Origin of the sequence: Geomonas sp. Red32, from assembly GCF_023652955.1 — a bacterium.
In the GTDB taxonomy this organism is placed as follows: domain Bacteria; phylum Desulfobacterota; class Desulfuromonadia; order Geobacterales; family Geobacteraceae; genus Geomonas.
Genome location: NZ_JAKLOY010000001.1, coordinates 362,587 through 380,791, shown reverse-complemented (window position 1 = coordinate 380,791; position 18,205 = coordinate 362,587). Strand labels below are relative to the sequence as shown.

At 61.2% G+C, this 18,205-nt stretch carries 19 protein-coding genes and 1 tRNA gene; 17 read left to right on the top strand and 3 right to left on the bottom strand.

The window, feature by feature from the left end; all coding sequences use genetic code 11:
* The first annotated feature begins 311 nt into the window (after nucleotides 1–311).
* The 6 genes from L4X63_RS01725 to hemB all read left to right on the top strand — a co-directional run bounded on the left by L4X63_RS01725 (nucleotide 312) and on the right by hemB (nucleotide 7,234).
* Nucleotides 312–986, top strand: a complete 675-nt coding sequence (locus tag L4X63_RS01725; RefSeq protein WP_250676857.1) for a precorrin-2 dehydrogenase/sirohydrochlorin ferrochelatase family protein — start codon at nucleotides 312–314, stop codon at nucleotides 984–986.
* Nucleotides 983–1,798 carry a c-type cytochrome biogenesis protein CcsB gene (gene ccsB, locus L4X63_RS01720; protein WP_250676856.1) on the top strand — a complete coding sequence of 272 codons (816 nt, stop codon included), beginning with the start codon at nucleotides 983–985 and terminating at the stop codon, nucleotides 1,796–1,798. The genes L4X63_RS01725 and ccsB overlap by 4 nt, the downstream gene beginning before the upstream one ends.
* A 55-nt stretch (nucleotides 1,799–1,853) precedes the next feature.
* Nucleotides 1,854–3,155 (top strand): glutamyl-tRNA reductase, encoded by a 1,302-nt coding sequence (gene hemA / locus L4X63_RS01715; RefSeq protein WP_250676855.1) that lies wholly within the window; start codon nucleotides 1,854–1,856, stop codon nucleotides 3,153–3,155.
* 51 nt (nucleotides 3,156–3,206) lie between these two features.
* A complete protein-coding gene (gene hemC / locus L4X63_RS01710) occupies nucleotides 3,207–4,163 on the top strand; it encodes a hydroxymethylbilane synthase (RefSeq protein ID WP_250677868.1) in 957 nt (318 codons plus the stop codon).
* Between the two features lie 275 nt (nucleotides 4,164–4,438).
* Nucleotides 4,439–5,983, top strand: coding sequence for a uroporphyrinogen-III C-methyltransferase (gene cobA, locus L4X63_RS01705; protein WP_250676854.1), 1,545 nt, complete (start codon nucleotides 4,439–4,441; stop codon nucleotides 5,981–5,983).
* 231 nt (nucleotides 5,984–6,214) lie between these two features.
* Nucleotides 6,215–7,234, top strand: coding sequence for a porphobilinogen synthase (gene hemB / locus L4X63_RS01700; protein WP_250676853.1), 1,020 nt, complete (start codon nucleotides 6,215–6,217; stop codon nucleotides 7,232–7,234).
* A gap of 143 nt (nucleotides 7,235–7,377) precedes the next feature.
* Here hemB and L4X63_RS01695 read toward each other — a convergent pair whose 3' ends face one another.
* Complete coding sequence (locus L4X63_RS01695) at nucleotides 7,378–7,710, bottom strand: cupin domain-containing protein (RefSeq protein WP_250676852.1); 333 nt, start codon at nucleotides 7,708–7,710, stop codon at nucleotides 7,378–7,380.
* Nucleotides 7,711–7,810: 100 nt separating this feature from the next.
* On the opposite strand from L4X63_RS01695, the gene L4X63_RS01690 reads away from it, so the two are divergent.
* Both L4X63_RS01690 and L4X63_RS01685 read left to right on the top strand, forming a co-directional pair.
* Entirely contained in the window at nucleotides 7,811–8,902 is a 1,092-nt protein-coding gene (locus tag L4X63_RS01690; protein WP_250676851.1) for a ribonuclease Z, read from the top strand.
* A 263-nt stretch (nucleotides 8,903–9,165) separates the two neighbouring features.
* Nucleotides 9,166–9,534, top strand: coding sequence for a translation initiation factor Sui1 (locus L4X63_RS01685; protein WP_250676850.1), 369 nt, complete (start codon nucleotides 9,166–9,168; stop codon nucleotides 9,532–9,534).
* Nucleotides 9,535–9,536: 2 nt separating this feature from the next.
* Here L4X63_RS01685 and L4X63_RS01680 read toward each other — a convergent pair whose 3' ends face one another.
* The gene (locus L4X63_RS01680) at nucleotides 9,537–9,734 is read right to left on the bottom strand and encodes an RNA-binding S4 domain-containing protein (protein ID WP_250676849.1); all 198 of its coding nucleotides are present in this window, start codon (nucleotides 9,732–9,734) and stop codon (nucleotides 9,537–9,539) included.
* 84 nt (nucleotides 9,735–9,818) lie between these two features.
* Here L4X63_RS01680 and L4X63_RS01675 point away from each other — a divergent pair, with 84 nt between their 5' ends.
* Both L4X63_RS01675 and L4X63_RS01670 read left to right on the top strand, forming a co-directional pair.
* Entirely contained in the window at nucleotides 9,819–10,382 is a 564-nt protein-coding gene (locus tag L4X63_RS01675; RefSeq protein ID WP_250676848.1) for an elongation factor P, read from the top strand.
* A 197-nt stretch (nucleotides 10,383–10,579) separates the two neighbouring features.
* Nucleotides 10,580–10,655: transfer RNA gene (locus tag L4X63_RS01670), tRNA-Phe, on the top strand.
* A 246-nt stretch (nucleotides 10,656–10,901) separates the two neighbouring features.
* On the opposite strand, the gene L4X63_RS01665 is transcribed toward L4X63_RS01670, so the two are convergent.
* Nucleotides 10,902–12,431 (bottom strand): sigma-54-dependent Fis family transcriptional regulator, encoded by a 1,530-nt coding sequence (locus L4X63_RS01665; protein ID WP_250676847.1) that lies wholly within the window; start codon nucleotides 12,429–12,431, stop codon nucleotides 10,902–10,904.
* A 165-nt stretch (nucleotides 12,432–12,596) separates the two neighbouring features.
* On the opposite strand from L4X63_RS01665, the gene L4X63_RS01660 reads away from it, so the two are divergent.
* From L4X63_RS01660 to L4X63_RS01630, 7 genes are all read left to right on the top strand, one after another.
* Nucleotides 12,597–13,298: an FMN-dependent NADH-azoreductase gene (locus tag L4X63_RS01660; protein WP_250676846.1), complete on the top strand. Its 702-nt coding sequence runs from the start codon at nucleotides 12,597–12,599 to the stop codon at nucleotides 13,296–13,298.
* Nucleotides 13,299–13,341: 43 nt separating this feature from the next.
* A complete protein-coding gene (locus L4X63_RS01655) occupies nucleotides 13,342–13,965 on the top strand; it encodes a YceI family protein (protein ID WP_250676845.1) in 624 nt (207 codons plus the stop codon).
* Between the two features lie 41 nt (nucleotides 13,966–14,006).
* Nucleotides 14,007–14,609, top strand: a complete 603-nt coding sequence (locus L4X63_RS01650) for a nitroreductase family protein (RefSeq protein WP_250676844.1) — start codon at nucleotides 14,007–14,009, stop codon at nucleotides 14,607–14,609.
* An 88-nt stretch (nucleotides 14,610–14,697) separates the two neighbouring features.
* Nucleotides 14,698–16,545: a 2-oxoacid:acceptor oxidoreductase subunit alpha gene (locus tag L4X63_RS01645; RefSeq protein WP_250676843.1), complete on the top strand. Its 1,848-nt coding sequence runs from the start codon at nucleotides 14,698–14,700 to the stop codon at nucleotides 16,543–16,545.
* Nucleotides 16,542–17,585, top strand: coding sequence for a 2-oxoacid:ferredoxin oxidoreductase subunit beta (locus L4X63_RS01640; RefSeq protein WP_250676842.1), 1,044 nt, complete (start codon nucleotides 16,542–16,544; stop codon nucleotides 17,583–17,585). The genes L4X63_RS01645 and L4X63_RS01640 overlap by 4 nt, the downstream gene beginning before the upstream one ends.
* A 53-nt stretch (nucleotides 17,586–17,638) precedes the next feature.
* Nucleotides 17,639–17,806 (top strand): hypothetical protein, encoded by a 168-nt coding sequence (locus tag L4X63_RS01635; RefSeq protein WP_250676841.1) that lies wholly within the window; start codon nucleotides 17,639–17,641, stop codon nucleotides 17,804–17,806.
* 82 nt (nucleotides 17,807–17,888) lie between these two features.
* Complete coding sequence (locus tag L4X63_RS01630; RefSeq protein WP_250676840.1) at nucleotides 17,889–18,122, top strand: CDGSH iron-sulfur domain-containing protein; 234 nt, start codon at nucleotides 17,889–17,891, stop codon at nucleotides 18,120–18,122.
* Nucleotides 18,123–18,205 lie beyond the last annotated feature (83 nt).

The following is an 18,205-nucleotide window of genomic DNA, read 5'->3' as shown; positions in this document are numbered from 1 at the left end:
TATAAATGAGCGGTCGAAAAAATCAAGGGGGTAATTTCTCCGTGATTTTGAGGTTTTGGCGGACAAAAACCCTGCTAACTCGTTGAAATCGGAACCTTAAACCGGGGCGGCCCAGCCATTCGTACCACCTGCTCCCTACGGTAGGGCCTCCCTGCTTCCCTCCGGATATTCCACCCGCCGGAGGGGGTGTTTCCCCATTAATCATACTACTTCCGCCAGCCGTGCGTCTCTTTTAAAGCCGCCATTAAAATTCATTGTCGATTGACACCGCCGGCTCCCCGCGCTATCTTGGCGCCTCCGTGGGAGGTGCGTTGCGCTACTATCCGATCAATCTCAACCTGCAGGGAAAAGATGCCGTCATCGTGGGAGGCGGTCCGGTTGCCGCCCGCAAGGCTGCCCGTCTCATCGCTTCCGGCGCCCGGGTCACCGTGATCGCCCCCTGTCTTGACGAGCGGCTGACCGTGCTCGCCTCCCGGGGAGAGCTCCGCCATCTCGACCGGGTCTATGTCCCGGGGGACCTGGCCGGAGCCGCGCTCGTCTTCGCCGCCACCGGGCGTGCCGAGGTCAACCGGGCGGTCGCCGAGGAGGGGAGGGCACACGGGATCCCGGTGGACCGGGTGGACGAACCGGCCCAGGGGGACTTCACCACCCCGGCGGTTCTGGAACAGGGAGGCCTCCTGATCACTGTCTCGACTTCCGGCGCCAGTCCGGCACTGGCACAGCGGATCGTCAAAGAGCTCGAGAAGCATTTTGGACCAGAGTACGCCGAGGCCGTTTCGCTTTTGGGCACCCTCCGTGAAAAGAGATTGACTGAAAAGGGGGGGAGCGCATACAATGAGCGGGTTTTTGCCGAGCTTGCCGCTCTTGACCTTCCCGCTCTGATCAGAAACGGACAGAGGGATGCGATAGAACAGATACTCCTGAAATTCTCCGGCTCCGGGTCAGGCCCGGTCACCGATGGAGCTGACAAAAAGGATCCGTCATGAACGCCACGCTCTTCTACAGCACCTTTGTCATCTATGCGGTTGCCACCATCCTCTACCTCTGTTTCCTGGTAAAGCCCAAGGATCAGCTCGGGAGCGCGGCCCGGTGGTCGCTCTACCTGGGCTTCCTCCTGCACCTCGGCTTCACCGCCAACCGCTATCTCGAGGCGGGGCACACCCCGATCACCAACCTCCACGAAGCGCTCTCCTTCTTCAGCCTTTCGGTCGTCGCAGTTTTCATCCTCTGCGAAAGACGCTACAAGGTCTCCATCCTCGGTTCCTTCGTGGTACCGCTGGCGCTGATCATCCTGGCCGTCTCGGCCGCCTTTTCCTCGGTGATCCCCCCCCTGAACCCGGCCTTGAAGAGCCGGTGGCTCGTGGTCCACACCGTGATGGCCTTCCTGGGATACGCCGCTTTCGCTATCTCCTTCGGCACCAGCATCATGTACCTCATCCAGTCGCACTTTTTGAAGAAGCGCCGGCTGGGTTCGCTCTTCCAGAAGCTTCCGCCTTTGGACATCCTGGACGAGATCAGCTACCGCTGCCTGACCTGGGGCTTTCCGCTTCTGACCTTCGCCATCATCTCGGGGGCCATCTGGGCGGAGACCGCCTGGGGGACCTACTGGAGCTGGGACCCCAAGGAGACCTGGTCGCTCATCACCTGGTTCATCTACGCAGCCCTTCTCCACGGCCGGCTCACCACCGGCTGGCGCGGGAGGAAGGCCGCCATGCTTTCCATCTTCGGATTTGTCATCATGCTATTCACCTTCCTGGGAGTGAACCTCTTCCTGCCGGGGCTGCACAGCTACAAGTGAGCATGATCGAGACGGCGTTCCCCGCGCCTCCACTCTTGAGAAGGGACAGTACCTTATGAACATAATCGTGGTTGGGCTATCGCACAAAACAGCCGGGGTCGAGATCCGGGAGAAGGTGGCCTTTTCGCCTACCCAGATGGAGAAGCCGCTGCACCAGGTGGTGGATCTGCCCGACATTACCGAAGCGGTCATCGTTTCCACCTGCAACCGTGTCGAGATCTACGCCACCACCCGCGACGTCGCCGGCGGGATGGCGCGGCTGAAGCGCTTTCTGGCCGAGTACCACAATTTCCCGCTGGAGACCCTCGAGCCCCATCTCTACAGCTACCACGGCGAGGACGCCACCCGTCACGTCTTCCGGGTCGCCTCCAGCCTCGACTCCATGGTGGTGGGCGAGCCGCAGATCCTCGGCCAGATCAAGACCTCCTACGGCTACGCCGCCGAATACAGGAGCTCGGGGATCATCCTCAACCGCTTCCTCCACAAGGCCTTCTCGGTCGCCAAAAGGGTGAGGACCGAGACCAAGATCGCCTCCTCGGCGGTTTCGGTCGCCTTCGCCGCGGTGGAGCTCGCCAAGAAGATCTTCGGCGACCTCTCCGACAAGACCGTTCTGCTGATCGGCGCCGGCGAGATGTGCGAGCTGGCCGCCAAGCACTTCATCAACGTCGGCGTCCGTGGCGTGATGGTCACCAACCGTACCTACGAGCGGGCCGAGAAGCTCGCCGAGGAATTCGACGCCAAACCGATCAAGTTCGAGGACCTGTTCGACCAGCTCCACAAGGCGGACATCATCCTCTCCTCGACCGGCGCCCCCCACTTCATCATCCGCGAGAAGGACATGCACGAGGTGCTCCGCCGCCGGAAGATGAAGCCGATGTTCTTCATCGACATCGCCGTTCCGAGGGATATCGACCCCAAGGTGAACGACGTCGAGAACATCTACCTCTATACGGTGGACGATCTCAACGGCGTGGTGGCCACCAACCTCGAGCAGCGCAAGATCGAGGCGGCCAAGGCCGAGGCGATCGTCGAGCAGGAGATCGGCCAGTTCTTCAAGTGGCTCTCCTCGCTGGAGGTGACCCCGACCATCGTGGCGCTCAGGAGCCACTTCGACGAGATCAGGAAGGGCGAGCTCGCCAAGACCCTCGCCGGGTGGAAGAACCTCCCCCCCGACGCCGAGAAGAAGCTCGAAGCCCTGACCAACGCCTACATGAACAAGCTGCTGCACCACCCGACCAGCGTGCTGAAGAAAACCGAGCAAGGAAACCGCAACGACCTCTACGTCGACGCCCTGCGGCACCTCTTCGACCTCGAGACCGGCGCCCCGCAGGAAGGGCTGATGGAGCTCGAGGACTAGCGGCAACCAAAGCTGAGAACCCTACCGATTCGGATGAAAAGGAGATAGATGATGGCGCTGAAAGAGCTGAGAATTGGGACCCGTGCGAGCCAGTTGGCCCTTTGGCAGGCAAACTGGGTGAAGTCCGAGCTGGAGAAACGCTACCCCGGCATGACCGTCACCCTGGTCAAGATCAAGACCATCGGCGACAAGATCCTCGACGTGCCGCTGGCCCAGGTGGGCGGCAAGGGGCTCTTCGTGAAGGAGATCGAGGAGGCCATGCTGAGGGGGGAGATCGACCTCGCCGTCCACAGCATGAAGGACGTCCCGACCGAGTTCCCGGAAGGTCTCGGCCTTTACTGCATCACCGAGCGCGAAGATCCGCGTGACGCCCTCATCTCCCGCGGGGTGAAGTTCGCCGACCTGCCGCAGGGGGCCAAGATAGGTACCTCCGCGCTGCGCCGCCAGGCTCAGCTCCTCAAGGTCCGCCCGGACCTGGAGATGGTCATCATCCGCGGCAACGTGGAGACCAGGATCAACAAGCTCGAGACCGAGAACCTCGACGCTGTCATCCTGGCCGCCGCCGGCCTGAACCGTCTCGGCTTCGCCGACAAGGCCACCGAGCTTCTCTCGACCGACCTGTCGCTGCCGGCCATCGGTCAGGGGGCGCTCGGCATCGAGTGCAACCTCTCCAACGAAGAAGTGAAGAACGCCATCGCCTTCTTCAATCACCCCGACACCGCCCACGCCGTCCGCGCCGAGCGCGCTCTCTTGTGGCGCTGCGAGGGTGGCTGCCAGGTACCGATCGCGGCCTATGGCGAGGTGTCCGGCGACCAGCTGAACCTGACCGGCTTCATCGCCTCCGTGGACGGCAAGGTATCCGTCAAGGGGAGCGTGACCGGCCCGGCGGTGGATTGCGAGAAGCTGGGCGTGAAGCTCGCCGAGCAGCTTCTGGCCGAAGGGGGGCACGCCATCCTCGCCGAGGTGTACCAGCGCGAGGTTTCCAAGGAGAAGGAGATCCCGGTCTAAGGAGCAAGGCCGCTGTCCGCAGCCGCGCCGGATGCACCGGACCGAGACCGACAATAGAGGCAAAAGGCTAAAGGACATCCCTTAGCCTTTTGCTGTTTTAGCATGTTTGCCACCACGCTCTTGGCACTCGTACAGCGGAGCATGTCTCGCTCCAACGTTCCCCCCTCGGTAAAGGGGGTGGCAGGGGGGATTTGCCCTTTGAGTTGGCAGCTAATCCCAGCCCTCCTTTAACAAGGGGGGAGTAAGGCCCCATGGGGGGCGACAGAGCCGAGGCTATGACACACTCCAATTCAAAAAAAGGTTTCGTCTACCTCATCGGTGCCGGTCCCGGCGATCCCGGGCTGATCACCGTCAAGGGGCGCGATTGCCTTGCCAAGGCCGAGGTGGTCCTCTACGACTACCTGGCCAACGACGAGCTTCTGAAGATCGCCCCCAAGGATGCCGAACTCATCTACGCCGGGAAGATCGGCGGCGAGCACAACCGCGAGCAGAGCCAGATCAACGAGCTGCTGGTGGAAAAGGCGCTCTCGGGTAAGGTGGTGGCCCGCCTCAAAGGGGGCGACTCCTTCATCTTCGGCCGTGGCGGTGAGGAGTGCGAAGCGCTGGTCGACGCCGGGATACCCTTTGAGGTGGTCCCCGGCATCACCGCCGGTGTCGGTGCTACCAGCTACGCCGGGATCCCGCTCACCCACCGCAAGGTGACCACCTCGGTCGCCTTCGTGACCGGGCACGAAGATCCGGGGAAGGCGAGCTCGGAGATCGACTGGGAAGGGCTCTCGCTGGGGAGCGGAACCGTGGTCTTCTACATGGGGGTGCGGAATCTTCCCCAGATCGCCGCCAATCTCATGGCCCATGGCCGCTCGCCCGAGACCCCGGTGGCGCTCGTCCGCTGGGGGACCCGCCCCGAGCAGGAAGTCCTCACCGGTACCCTCGCCGATATCGCCCAGAAGGCCCGCCAGGCCTCCTTCAAGGCACCCGCCATCACCGTGGTCGGCGAGGTGGTGAAACTGAGGGAGACGCTGCGGTGGTTCGACAACCGTCCGCTCTTCGGCCGCAGCGTGCTGGTCACCAGGAGCGCCGACCAGGCGGGCGAGTTCGCGACCAAGCTGGAGCGGCTGGGGGCGAGGGTCTACAGCTGCCCCACCATCGACATCACTCCCCCGGTGACCTACACCGAGCTCGACGCCGCCATCGAGGCGCTGGAGAGCTGCCACTGGGTGATCTTTACCTCCTACAACGCGGTGAAATACTTCTTTGCACGACTCAGCGACCTCGGACTCGACACCCGGGCGCTTTGCTGCACGCGCGTCTGCGCGGTCGGGCCGAAGACCGCCGCTGCCTTGCTCCCCTACGGAGTGCGGGCCGACCTGGTCCCCGAAGATTACAAGGCGGAAGGTGTCGTCACCGCCTTCAAGAATCTCGATATCGCCGGGAAACGGGTTCTCTTTCCCCGCGGTGACCGGGCGCGCGAAGTGATCCCCGAAAAGCTGAGGGAGATGGGGGCCGACGTGCTCGCCCCGGTAGCCTACGCGAACATCACTCCCGCCGATATCCCGGCTGCCGCGCTCCGGGCGCTGGAAGAGGGGAGGGTGGACTGTGCCACCTTCACTTCCTCCTCGACTGTCCAGAATCTGGCCGCCATCCTGGGCGACAACCGGTTCCTGCACCTGATGCAAGGAGTCAGGATCGCCTCTATCGGTCCGGTGACCTCCAAGACCTGCCGGGAGCTTGGCCTGGAGATCCACATGGAGCCGGACGAGTACACGCTGGACGCGCTGACCGCGCTGATGATCGAGCACTTCTCGGCGCCCGGCCAGTAGGAATCCTCCCCTGTCTCATCTTCTGCTCTCGGCCTTCAAGGGGGAGGGCAGTGAGGATGGAGGGGACGGAAGTCCGGAGGGAAGGTGGCTTTCCTGGGGACTTCGCAGTAGTGGTAGCGTTATAATTAACTTCACCGCCGCAAGCACTTCATTGAATGCGCCTATCTGCGGCAACGGGAATACCTGCCATAGCCAGGCCGGTGCCGGCATCAACAGCAAAGGAGAGAGCACATGTACTACCCTGTGTACAGAGCGAGACGAATCCGGAGTAAGGAAATCTTCAGGAGCATGGTCAGGGAGACCTCGGTATCCAGCCACGACCTGATCTACCCGATGTTTTCCGCTTTCGGTAAAGGGATCAAGAAAGAGATCTCCTCGATGCCGGGCATCTACCAGCAGTCCATCGAGAACATCGTCGAGGAGGCCCAGGAGGCTTACGAACTGGGCGTTCCGGCGGTCATCCTGTTCGGTATCCCCGAGCAGAAGGACGCCATGGGGAGCGACGCCTACTCCGAGTGCGGCATCATCCAGGAGACCATCCGGGCCATCAAGAAGAGCGTTCCCAAGCTCGCCGTCATCACCGACGTCTGCCTCTGCGAGTACACCGACCACGGCCACTGCGGCGTGATCAAGAACGGCGACGTCGACAACGACGAGACGCTGGAACTGCTCGCCAAGGAAGCCCTCTCCCACGCCCAGGCCGGCGCCGACATGGTCGCCCCCTCCGACATGATGGACGGCCGGGTGGCCGCCATCCGCGAGGCGCTCGACAACAACGGCTACAAGGACATCCCGCTCATGAGCTACGCGGTCAAGTACGCCTCCGGCTACTACGGACCGTTCCGCGAGGCTGCCGAGTCCACCCCGCAGTTCGGCGACCGCCGCAGCTACCAGATGGACCCCGCCAACCGCCTCGAGGCGATCCGCGAAGCCAACATGGACGTCGAGGAAGGGGCCGACATCCTGATGGTGAAGCCGGGCCTTCCCTACCTCGACATCGTGCGGGACGTCAGAAACGCCTTCAATCTCCCGACCGCCGTCTACAACGTCTCCGGCGAGTACAGCATGGTGAAGGCCGCGGCCAATATGGGTTGGATCGACGAGGACAGGGTGGTGATGGAGACCATGATGGCTTTCAAGAGGGCGGGCGCCGACCTGATCCTCACCTACCACTCCAAAGAAGTCGCCAAGCTCCTGAAAAAGGGGTACGAGGCCGCCGTCCAGGAAAGAACCACCTGCGGCTGCCGCTAGTCTTTCGTTGCCACCCTGCACCCCACTAGTCTCTCCCTCCCCTCTAAGCGGAGGGCAGGGGTGAGGATGGGGGTTACATAAAAAATCCCCCGCGTGCTCATATCGGCCCGCGGGGGATTTTCATTTTTATCCTACGGTAAAGGTTACGCCCTGATCATCACCAAGAGCATCTTGAACTTTTTCACCCCCCTAAGCGAATGGGGTTTGTTGGCCGGCATGATGATGATCTCCCCAGCCGAAACCGTCTGCGCCTTCCCCTCGATGGTGATCTCCGCCTCCCCGTCGAGGATCTGCACGAACGCGTCATAGGGAGCGGTATGCTCGCTCAACCCCTCGCCGGCGTCGAAAGAGAAAGCGGTAATGGTTCCTACCGGCTTGTCAATCACCGTCCGGCTGACAACCGCCCCATCCTGATACCCCGCCAGATTCGCCAGATTCAGTTTCTCGCCAAGCTCTACACCTTTTTTCAGTGCCATGATGCTCTCCTTTTCTGTTATGGCTCTCTCTTAATTGTACTTTAAGCCTTTCCGGCGCGGTGTCCATTGATCGAGATCAACGAAATGATAAAATGAGGCCATGCCGAAGCCATTTCGCTACCTTGAACCGACCTTCTTTGCCGGGCTCTTCGACGATCCCTTGCTGCTCGTGCGGGTCCGTCCTACCGGGCGCTCGCTCCTCTTCGACTGCGGCAAGATGCACCACCTCGCCAAGCGGATTTACACCTCCATCGATGCCATCTTCATCAGCCACGCCCACATGGACCATTTCATGGGGATGGACAGCGTCATCCGCCACAGTCATGCCTCCCCGCGAACCATCGAAGTCTTCGGCCCGCCCGGTCTTGCGGGCCGGATGGCCAACAAGTTCTCCAGCTACGACTGGAATCTCGCCGAGACCTTCTGGGGTAACTTCCGGGTGAGCGAGATCGAGGGCGAGCGCATTGCCAGCACCCTCTTCAGCGGTCCTGAGGCATTCGCCCCGCGAGATGAGGGAAAGAGGGGGGGAGAGCTCTACCGGAACCGGTTTCTATCGGTAAGGAGCGTGGAGTGCGAGCACCGGATTCCGGTCCTCTCCTACCGGGTGGACGAGGCGGACGCTTTCGTCGTCGACGATGCAAAGATGGCGGCCGAAGGGGTGATGAAAGGTGAGTGGCTGAGGACGCTCGAGAGGCTTTTTCACACCGGCACCCTTGCGGGAAGTGCGGTATGGTATCCGGCCAGGGTAGGGGAGGCGATTGAAGAGCGGACCGAGCCCGACGCTGCCGCCCTATACCGGCGGATCACGAAAGAGGAGACACCGGCGAGCATCGGCTACCTCACCGACATCGGCTACTCGGAGGAGAACATGGACAAGCTGGTGGGGCTCCACCAGGGAGTGACGCTGCTCATCTGCGAATGTGCCTTTCTTGCCTCGGAGTGTCAAAAAGCCAGGCTCTCCCGCCACCTCTGCACGCCGGACCTCAATCTCCTGCTGGACAAGCTGCGCCCTTCCTACGTGCTCCCCATGCACTTCTCGAAAACCTATCAGCGGGGGAGCGCTCCCCTCTACGAGGAAATAGAGCCACCCGCCGGGGTGACCGTATTAAAGATCCCCGACCGGCTCACCCCCCGCCCGATCATGGAGAGCGAGGTCCCCAAGCCGCTCGAGCTCCCCTCAAACAACCGGTGAAGGTGCCCGCTGGTTCCCCCCTTTGCGAAGGTTCGTCGGGGAATTCCGGGGACCAGTGCCGAAACTAGGTCCCCCCCCTTGTCAAAGGGGGGACCGGGGGGGGGTACACACAGTGCCGTGAGCCAGATGCCGGCATCGCTAAAGTCGCCGGCCTGTATCTGTAAGGGAGTGAGAGGTTTCCTGAAAGCAATTCTCTTTGTTGGTGTATGAGCCACGGCATTTGCCGTTGCCTCCCCGCCTCCTTTTCTGCTATGTAAACCTCTATGAAAAAGAGTCATTCCAACAACGAAGCCCCTGTCGTCTACTCCACCGAATTCGGAAGGATGTGCCCGGGATGCGGAAAGCCGGCTAAGGAGTGCGTCTGCCGGAAGAATGCGGGAGCCCCCGCCGGAGACGGTGTGGTGCGGATTCGCAGGGAGAGCAAGGGGCGCGGCGGCAAAAACGTCATGGTCATCACCGGTCTCCCTCTGGATGCAACGGAGCTGACCAACCTGGCGGGAGAATTGAAGCGCCGCTGTGGCTGCGGTGGAACCGCCAAGGACGGTACCATCGAGATCCAGGGGGACCACGGCGAGCTGCTGCTCGCCGAATTGACCAAGCGCGGCTACAAGGCCAAGCGCGCGGGCGGGTGAGCCTATTCAACGAGGAAGCTGTTTTCCCCCAGCTCGACCCGGTCGCCGGGACGCAGTTTCCTTCCCCGGCGCAGTTCCACCTCGCCGTTGACAGTGACCATTCCCTCCGAGATGATGATCTTGGCCTCGCCCCCCGAGCAGACCGCATCGACTGCCTTGAGGAAACTGTCCAGCTTGATGAACTCGGTATCTATCTTCATGGTGCCTCCTGGTTTAGTTGTCGAATTGTTGAAGTTACCATGCTTTTCTGATAAATAAGAGAGAATTTCGCAAAGGAGATCTTCATGTACACCACCAACGACTTCAAAAAGGGCCTTGTCATTCAGCAGGACAACGCCCCCTGTGTTATCGTAGACGTCAGTTTCCAGTCCCCCTCCGCCCGCGGGGCCAACACCATGGTCAAGACCAAGTACAAGAACCTGATTACCGGCCAGGTGCTTGAGAAGACCTTCCGTTCCGGCGATAAGGTCGACGAGGCCGATTTCGAGCGCCACAAGGGGCAGTTCCTCTATGCCGACGGCGGCAAGGGGGTCTTCATGGACCTGGAGACCTACGAGCAGTTCGAGATGGAAGAGGATTCCTTCTCCGCCCTCGCGCCGTTTCTTCTGGACGGGACCGAGGTCCAGCTCGGCATCTTCGAGGAGCGCATGGTGAACGTCGACCTGCCCATGGTGGTCGAGTTGGTGGTCACCGAGACCCTCCCCGCGCTGAAGAATGCCACCGCCACCGCCCAGACCAAGGAAGCGACCCTGGAGACCGGCCACAAGCTCCAGGTTCCTCCCTATCTGGAGACCGGCGAGAAGATCAAGGTCGACACCCGCGACGGCCGCTTCATCTCCCGCGCCTAGTCTACGATAAGTAGGCCTATCTTAGACTGACACCGCATCCCCCCAGATACTTCTTCCGGCTTCAACCACTCTCTCCCTCCCCTTCAAGGGGAGGGTAGGGGTGAGGATGGGGTATCGTGAGCCAACGAAATTGATTGCTCACTAGGTTAAAAAAGGGTTGACTCCCCCGGATAATTAAAGTATAAAGTTGGTCTCTTGCCCAGGTAGCTCAGTCGGTAGAGCAGAGGATTGAAAATCCTCGTGTCGGCGGTTCGATTCCGTCCCTGGGCACCATACAGCTACCTACAGAAAAGGCACTTACGATAACCGCGTAAGTGCCTTTTCTTCGTTTTGACGCAGATGCTGGGCGCAGGTCTCGTCCCCAGATTCCAGCCCGGTTGTTTTCAGCGCGTTGCGCTCTTTTGGCCCTCGTCCCTGCCGGTACGCTGCGTGCCTCAAAAAGACAGCTTCCTCCCGGATCACCCGCTCCCCTTCCAGTGTCGGCTCAACGTGGCTTTGCGCTGCCCCGTCGCGCATAAGTCAGCACTTTTTTCGGCCATAAGCAATTCCAAGTCTGTCCATACGCGCCCTTAGTGTGGTCGGCTTGATGCCGAGCACCGTTGCCGCCCCGCCGGGACCGTGGATTTTCCCGTTGGTCGCTTTCAAGACCTTGCTGATGTAGCTGGCAATCATTTCGTCGAGGGTCTGAGAGGGGGCTGAATCGCGTTCCTCCCGGCGATGAGACTCCCTCACCTTCCTTTGGGGGGAGAGCAATCCATCGAAGAAAAGCTGCCCACCTTTGTGCCGTATCAGCTCCCTTTCGGTCAGGTTTTCCAGCTCGCGGACATTTCCGGGCCAGTCGAACTGCGTGAGCCTCTCCAGCGCCCCCGGGGCGATGGCGGGTGGGATGGCGATGCCGAGCTCCCTGCTTTTCAGTTCGACGAAGTACCTCGTCAGGGCAGGGATGTCTTCCTTTCTCTGGCGCAGGGGAGGGACCATGATGGGAAAGACGTTGAGACGGAACCAGAGGTCCTCCCGGAACCGGTTCTCGGCAACCATGTTCTCGAGGTTGCGGTGGGTGGCGGCAATCACCCGGATGTCGACCGGAATCGCCCTGGTTCCCCCTACCCGTTCGATCTCCCGGTTCTGAAGGACACGCAGCAGCCGGACCTGCGCATGGCTGGAGAGTTCACCGACCTCGTCGAGGAAAATGGTGCCTCCATTGGCCCGCTCGAAACGTCCCCGCTTTTCCACCGTGGCCCCGGTGAAGGCCCCTTTTTCGTGGCCGAACAGCTCGCTGTCGATGAGGGATTCCGGAATGGCGCCGCAGTTCACCTTGATGAACGGGCCATCCTTGCGCCGGGAACTGAAATGAATCGCGTTGGCAATCAGTTCCTTCCCGGTACCTGTTTCCCCGAGAAGCAGCACGGTATTGGAAAGTCCCGCTACCTGCCGAATCGTCTCCATAACGTTTCTCAGCCCGGAATTCCCCCCGATAATCTCGTCCCCCTTCTGGGGAAAGAGCTCCTTTTGCAGGAAGCGGTTGTCGTCAAGAAGCAGATCACTGTACTTGAGCACGGCCTCGTGAGCCAAGGCGTTGGCGAGGGCGATGGCGAACGGCTCGGAGATCACCGACAGGATCTCGGTCTGCTCAGCACGGTACCTCCCGAGCCCCTGTGCCCGTAGCACCAGGAAACCGATGGGGTGTCCCTCGATTTTTAGCGGGACCACGAGGTCCGAAACTCCTACCAGCTTGACCAGCGGGGTCATGGCCTGGGCATGCGGATCGGCCGGATCCATGATGAAGGGGACATCTTTCCCGGTCAGCCAGTTCTTGAGCTTTTCCGGGAGCGGGACGATCAGTTCCGGGACCAGAACCTTCCCTCCCCTGATATGTGCGATCCTTCGTATCGCCCCAAGATCGGCATCAAGGATGTCCAGGAACAGCTCATCAATCGGAAAAAATTCGTTCAGATAGTCGTAAGCGCTTTTAAGGGCGTTATCTATCTTGAGGCTGCTGCAGATCCTGAGCGTCGCCTGTCTGAAAAAAACGTCTCGGTTGAACCTCACGTAACCCTCCTCCGCTTTCTCCGTCACGCCACCGCAACGAGTTACATTATTTCGTAATTATCCCAGTTGTTACAATATAATGCAATAGCGATTACGCTATTTTGTAATCGGGTGCCGCGTTGAGTCGGTAACCTGCCTTTTTAAGGGGATGTTCCGCTGGCACGGTTGTGGCTAGAGGAACGGTTAACCAGCAACGGCACCACCGCCACCACCGCCGCCACCGAGGACGATGAAATGGCCTCACTGCTCTACATAACCTGCAACCTCAAACCCGTGGAGCAATCTAACAGCCTCACGGTCGGGAAGGCTTTTCTGGACGGGTACCTACGGCGCAATCCCGAGGATGAGGTCCGCATTCTCGACCTCTACCGGGACAACATCCAGAGGTTCGATGCCGATGTTTTGAGCGGCGTCGCCAAGTTGCGAAGCGGTCAAAAGTTCGTTGCCCTTGCGGAGGAGGAACAGCGGAAGCTGGGAAGGATCTACCGGCTTGCGGACCAGTTCATTGCCGCCGACAAGTACGTCTTCGTCACCCCCATGTGGAACCTGAGCTTCCCGGCCGAGTTCAAGATGTACATCGATGCCATCTGCGTGTACGGCAAGACCTTGCGCGATACCGCCACCGGGCCGGAGGGGCTGTTGAAAGGCAAAGGGAAGAAATGCCTGCATATCCACGCGAGCGGCGGTTTCCATTTCGGCAAGGAGGAGGACCATTCGGTACCCTACCTCAAGGCGGTCATGGAGGTCATGGGGGTTGAGCAGTTCGAGGCGATAGTGCTGGAAGGAGGGGGGCTCCCTACGGAGCAGGGTGCAGAATTAAAGAGGGAGGCGGTCCGGAAGGCCCTTGAGACTGCCGCTCGATTCTGACTGAACGGGAAGGATAACCGCGCAAACAGCGAAAGGAGAGAGTATGAAACGCATCGTCGCAAGCATCACCACATTCCTCGCACTGGTCATGCCGACCATTGCCCTTGCTTCCAACTGGAGCATCGACCCGGACCACACCACCATCGGCTTCAAGGTGAAACACATGATGGTTTCCACGGTGAACGGCAACTTCCTGAAGCATACCGGGACCGTGACCATCAACGACAAGGACATCACCAAGTCCCGGGTGGAGATCAGCATAGATACCGCCTCCATCAACACGAACGTTGCCAAGCGTGACGAACACCTGAGGAGCGCCGACTTCTTCGACGTCGCCAAGTACCCGGCCATGACCTTCGTGTCGAAAACCGTGGCCAAAGCGGGCAAGGGCAAACTCAAAGTCACCGGGGACCTGACCCTGCACGGCGTGACCAAGGAGGTGGTGCTCACCGTTGATGGGCCTACCAGGGAGAGCAAGGACCCGTGGGGCAACCTCCGTCGCGGGGCCACCGCCACCACCAGGATCAATCGCCAGGATTTCGGGCTGGTCTGGAACAAGACCCTGGAGACCGGCGGGGTGCTGATCGGCAACGACATCGTCATCATCCTGGAGATCGAGATGATCAAGGATAAGGACAACACGGCCCTGCTTCAGCAGTTGAAGTAGGCGGTCTCAGGGATCACTAGGCCAATCAAGGGGAATCTTTTATGAGCAGATCATTTTTTGAGGCCGTGAAGAGCCGGAGGTCCTACTACGCTCTCTCCAAAGACCCGGTCGCCACCGACGAGCGGATCGAGGAGATCGTCGGCGAGGCGGTAAAGCACGTGCCGTCATCGTTCAATTCGCAGGGGGGGAGGGTGGTCATCCTCCTGGGCGACCATCATGACCGGCTCTGGGACCTGACCAAGGCGGAACTGATGAAGATCGTGGCGCCGGAGGGGTTCCCGGCTACCGAAGCCAAGATCGACGGGGCGTTCCGCAGCGGGTACGGCTCCATCCTCTATTTCGAGGATACCAGCGTGGTCGAAGGGCTGCAGCAGAAGTTTCCCCTGTACAGGGAGAACTTTCCGGTCTGGGCCAGCCAATCATCGGCCATGCTGCAGTTCGCCATCTGGACCGCCCTCGAACAGGAGGGGTTCGGAGCGACGCTTCAGCACTACAACCCGATCATCGACGAGGCGGTAAAAGAGGCCTGGGGCGTCCCCGCCACCTGGAGGCTGATCGCCCAGATGCCTTTCGGTAAGCCGGTCGGTCAGCCTGCCGAGAAGGAATTCCAGCCTCTGGCGGGCCGGGTGAAACTCTTCAAATAGCGATCACCGCGAGGCTGAAAGCGGCTCTTCAGGGAAGGGGCACCGCTTTCAGCCTCATCAACCAGTACGTCAAAGCGAGGTTTACCGTATGAGCGTTGCCGTCTCGAATGCCGATCCCCCCGCGACCGTCGGCCCCGGTCGAGGGGGGGTGGTCAACGACTTCTCCATCACCGTGGCCACCGTGAACGGCTCCGGGAGCCAGACCGCCAACAACACGCTGCTGCGGGCCATCCACAAGATGGGTGTCCCGGTCAGCGGCAAGAACATCTTCCCCTCCAACATCCAGGGGCTCCCCACCTGGTTCACCATCCGGGTGAACCGTGACGGTTTTCTCGCCCGCTGCGACGAGACCCGGATCCTGGTGGCGATGAACAGGGCGACCATCCAGGAAGATGTCAGGACGCTGGAGCCTGGTGGCATCTGCCTCTATCCGGGGGAGGAAGAGCCCGTGGCAAGGCGCGACGACGTGACCTACTACCCGATGCCAGTGAACGAACTGGTCCAGCAGTCCGGCGCCGAAACCAGGCTCAGGCCGTACGTCGCCAACATGGTGTACGTCGGCACGCTGGCGTATCTGCTCGGCATCGGCTTGGCGGAGATCGAGGAGGCCCTGGCCTACAACCTGAACGGCAAGGAGAAGGCGGTCGCCCTGAATCTCGGTGTTGCCAAGGCCGCCTACCAGCGGGCGGCCGCGCAGATGGCCAAGACCGACCCCTTCCGTGTCGAACGGATGGACAAGACCGAGGGAACCTTCCTGATCACCGGCAACAGCGCCGCAGCGCTCGGCGCGGTCTTCGGAGGGGTGCAGTTCGTGGGGTGGTATCCCATCACGCCGGCGACCTCCATAGTGGATAACCTGAGCGAGTACCTCCCGGAGCTGCGCTGCGATGGCGAGGGGAGGGCGACCTATTCTATCGTGCAGACCGAAGACGAACTGGCGGCCATCGGCATGGTGGTCGGCGCGGGGTGGGCAGGGGCGCGTTCGATGACCTCGACCTCGGGACCCGGCCTTTCGCTGATGGCGGAATTCGCGGGGTACTCCTATTTCGCGGAAATCCCTGCGGTGATCTGGGACGTGCAGCGGATGGGGCCGGCCACCGGCCTGCCGACGCGGGTGGCACAGGGGGATCTGCTCGCCGCGTACACCCTCGGTCACGGCGACGGCCGGCATGTCTGCCTGATCCCCGCATCGATCGCCGAATGTTTCGAATTCGGCGGCAGCGCACTCGATCTCGCGGAACGCCTGCAGACGTTGGTCATCGTCCTGAGCGATCTGGACCTGGGAACCAACCTCTGGCCGGCCCGCCCCTTCGAGTACCCCGACAAACCGCTCGATCGCGGTAAAGTCCTCTCCGCAGAAGATCTCACCCGCTTGAACGGGGCATGGCAGCGCTACGCCGATGCCGACGGAGACGGCATCGGCTACCGTACCCTTCCCGGCACGGGCCATCCGGCGGCGGGGTACTTCACCCGGGGGACCGGCCACGACGAGGCGGCCGCCTACAGCGAACGCCCCGAGGTCTGGGCGGCGAACCTGGCCCGGCTGGCGAAAAAGCACGACCACGCGCGCAGCATCGTCCCGGGGCCGGTCACCGAACTGACCGCCCACGCCGAGGTGGGCCTCGTCTCCTACGGGAGCAACGACCTCGCCGTACAGGAGGCGCGGGCCCTTCTGGAGGGGACGGGGGTTCCGACCTCCTACCTGAGGGTGCGCGCGCTCCCGCTGGAGCAGAGCCTGGTGGAATTCATCGGCAACCATGAGCGGGTATACGTGGTCGAGAACAACCTGGACGGGCAGATGCACCAACTGGTGCAACTACATGCCCCGGCCGTGGCCGGCCGCCTCGTCTCGATAGCGAAGTGCGACGGGCTCCCTCTGACCGCTACTTGGATCAGCGGATCGGTCCTGGCGCACGAGGCAAAGGAGAAAGCATGACTGACGTTGCCAAGGGTTCTGCCACCGCCAACCAACCCGGCTTGAACAGGGCCGACTATAACGGTTCCAAATCCACCTTCTGTAACGGCTGCGGCCACAACGCGATCGCCAACGTGATCGTCGGTGCCGCCTACGACCTCTCGCTGGACATGACCCGCGTCGCCAAGTTCAGCGGCATCGGCTGTTCCAGCAAGAGCCCGACCTACTTCCTCGGCCGCTCGCATGGCATCAACGGCCTGCACGGGCGCATGCCGTCGCTGGCCACCGGCGCGACCACCGTCAACAGCGATCTCATCGCCATCGGCGTCAGCGGGGACGGGGACACCGGCTCCATCGGCCTCGGCCAGTTCAAGCACCTGCTGCGCCGCAACGTCGACATGGTCTACATCATAATGAACAACGGAGTCTACGGCCTGACGAAAGGGCAGCTCTCCGCGACCGCAGATCTGGGGCAGAAGCTGAAGCATAAAGGGGTGAACGAACTGCCGCCGCTGGACCTCTGCCTGGAGGCGATCATGGCCGGCTGCGGCTTCGTCGCCCGCTCCTTCGCAGGCGATCCGAGGCAGCTGCAGGAGCTTCTCAAAGCGGCGTTCTCCCACCGCGGCACTGCCGTTTTGAACGTCATCAGCCCCTGTGTCTCCTTCAATAATGGCGAAGGCTCCACCAAAAGTTATTCCTGGGGCAAGGAGCACGACCTGCCGCTGCACGAGATCAACTTTCTCCCCATGGACCACGAGGAGATCCGGGCCGACTATGAACCGGGGACGGTCAGGGAGGTTGAGTTGCACGACGGATCGGTGATCCGCCTTAAGAAGACTGGCAAGGAGTACGATCCGACCGACCGGATGGGAGCCGTCACGTTGCTCGAGGAAGAGAGGAACGGGAAGGTCTTCACTACGGGGCTGCTGTATGTGAACGAAGGGCGGCAAGCGTTTGCCGAGCACGAAATGCTCGTTGTCACGCCGCTTGTCAAGCTGCCGGACGAAAAATTACGCCCCTCGAAGGAGGCGCTGGAAAAGATCAACGCCAAATACAGGTAAAGAACAATTGGCCATCGCCCCCAAGGAGGCGTCAGGTCAATCGGAGATAATCTATGAGTTGCTGCTCTCAACAGGAACACCAAGGGCATCTGTGCGAATTGGAAAGCCAGCAGGAGTGGGAGATTCTCAGACAGGTCACCGACCATCCGACCGTCCGGTGTGAAAACTGCGGAAGCGTGGCGAACTCGGTCAAAAACGTCTGCCTGCCACAGGCGCTGTGACCGGAATTTCAACTGTCTGGCGGGTTTGAGCCGATACAGGACTCAATCACCAGCAGAACAACCAAACAAAAAGGAGCCAAACATGAGCGACGTCGTCATCACCCCCAACAAGCCCATTGCCATCGAACTCGAGCCCGGAACCTACTACCGCTGCGCCTGCGGCAAATCCACCAACCAGCCGTTTTGCAGCGGTGCCCACCACGGGACCGGCCTTACTCCGATCGCCTTCGAGGTCAAGGAGAAGAGGGAGGTTCACCTGTGCAACTGCGGAAAAACCGCCAATAGCCCGTACTGCGACGGAAGCCACGCAAAATAGCGGACGCCTACACACGTCCGTTGCAGACCTGATCGGGTGGTATCCTGAGCGTGTGGGAGGTGCTCTTAAGGGGAGTGACTGCG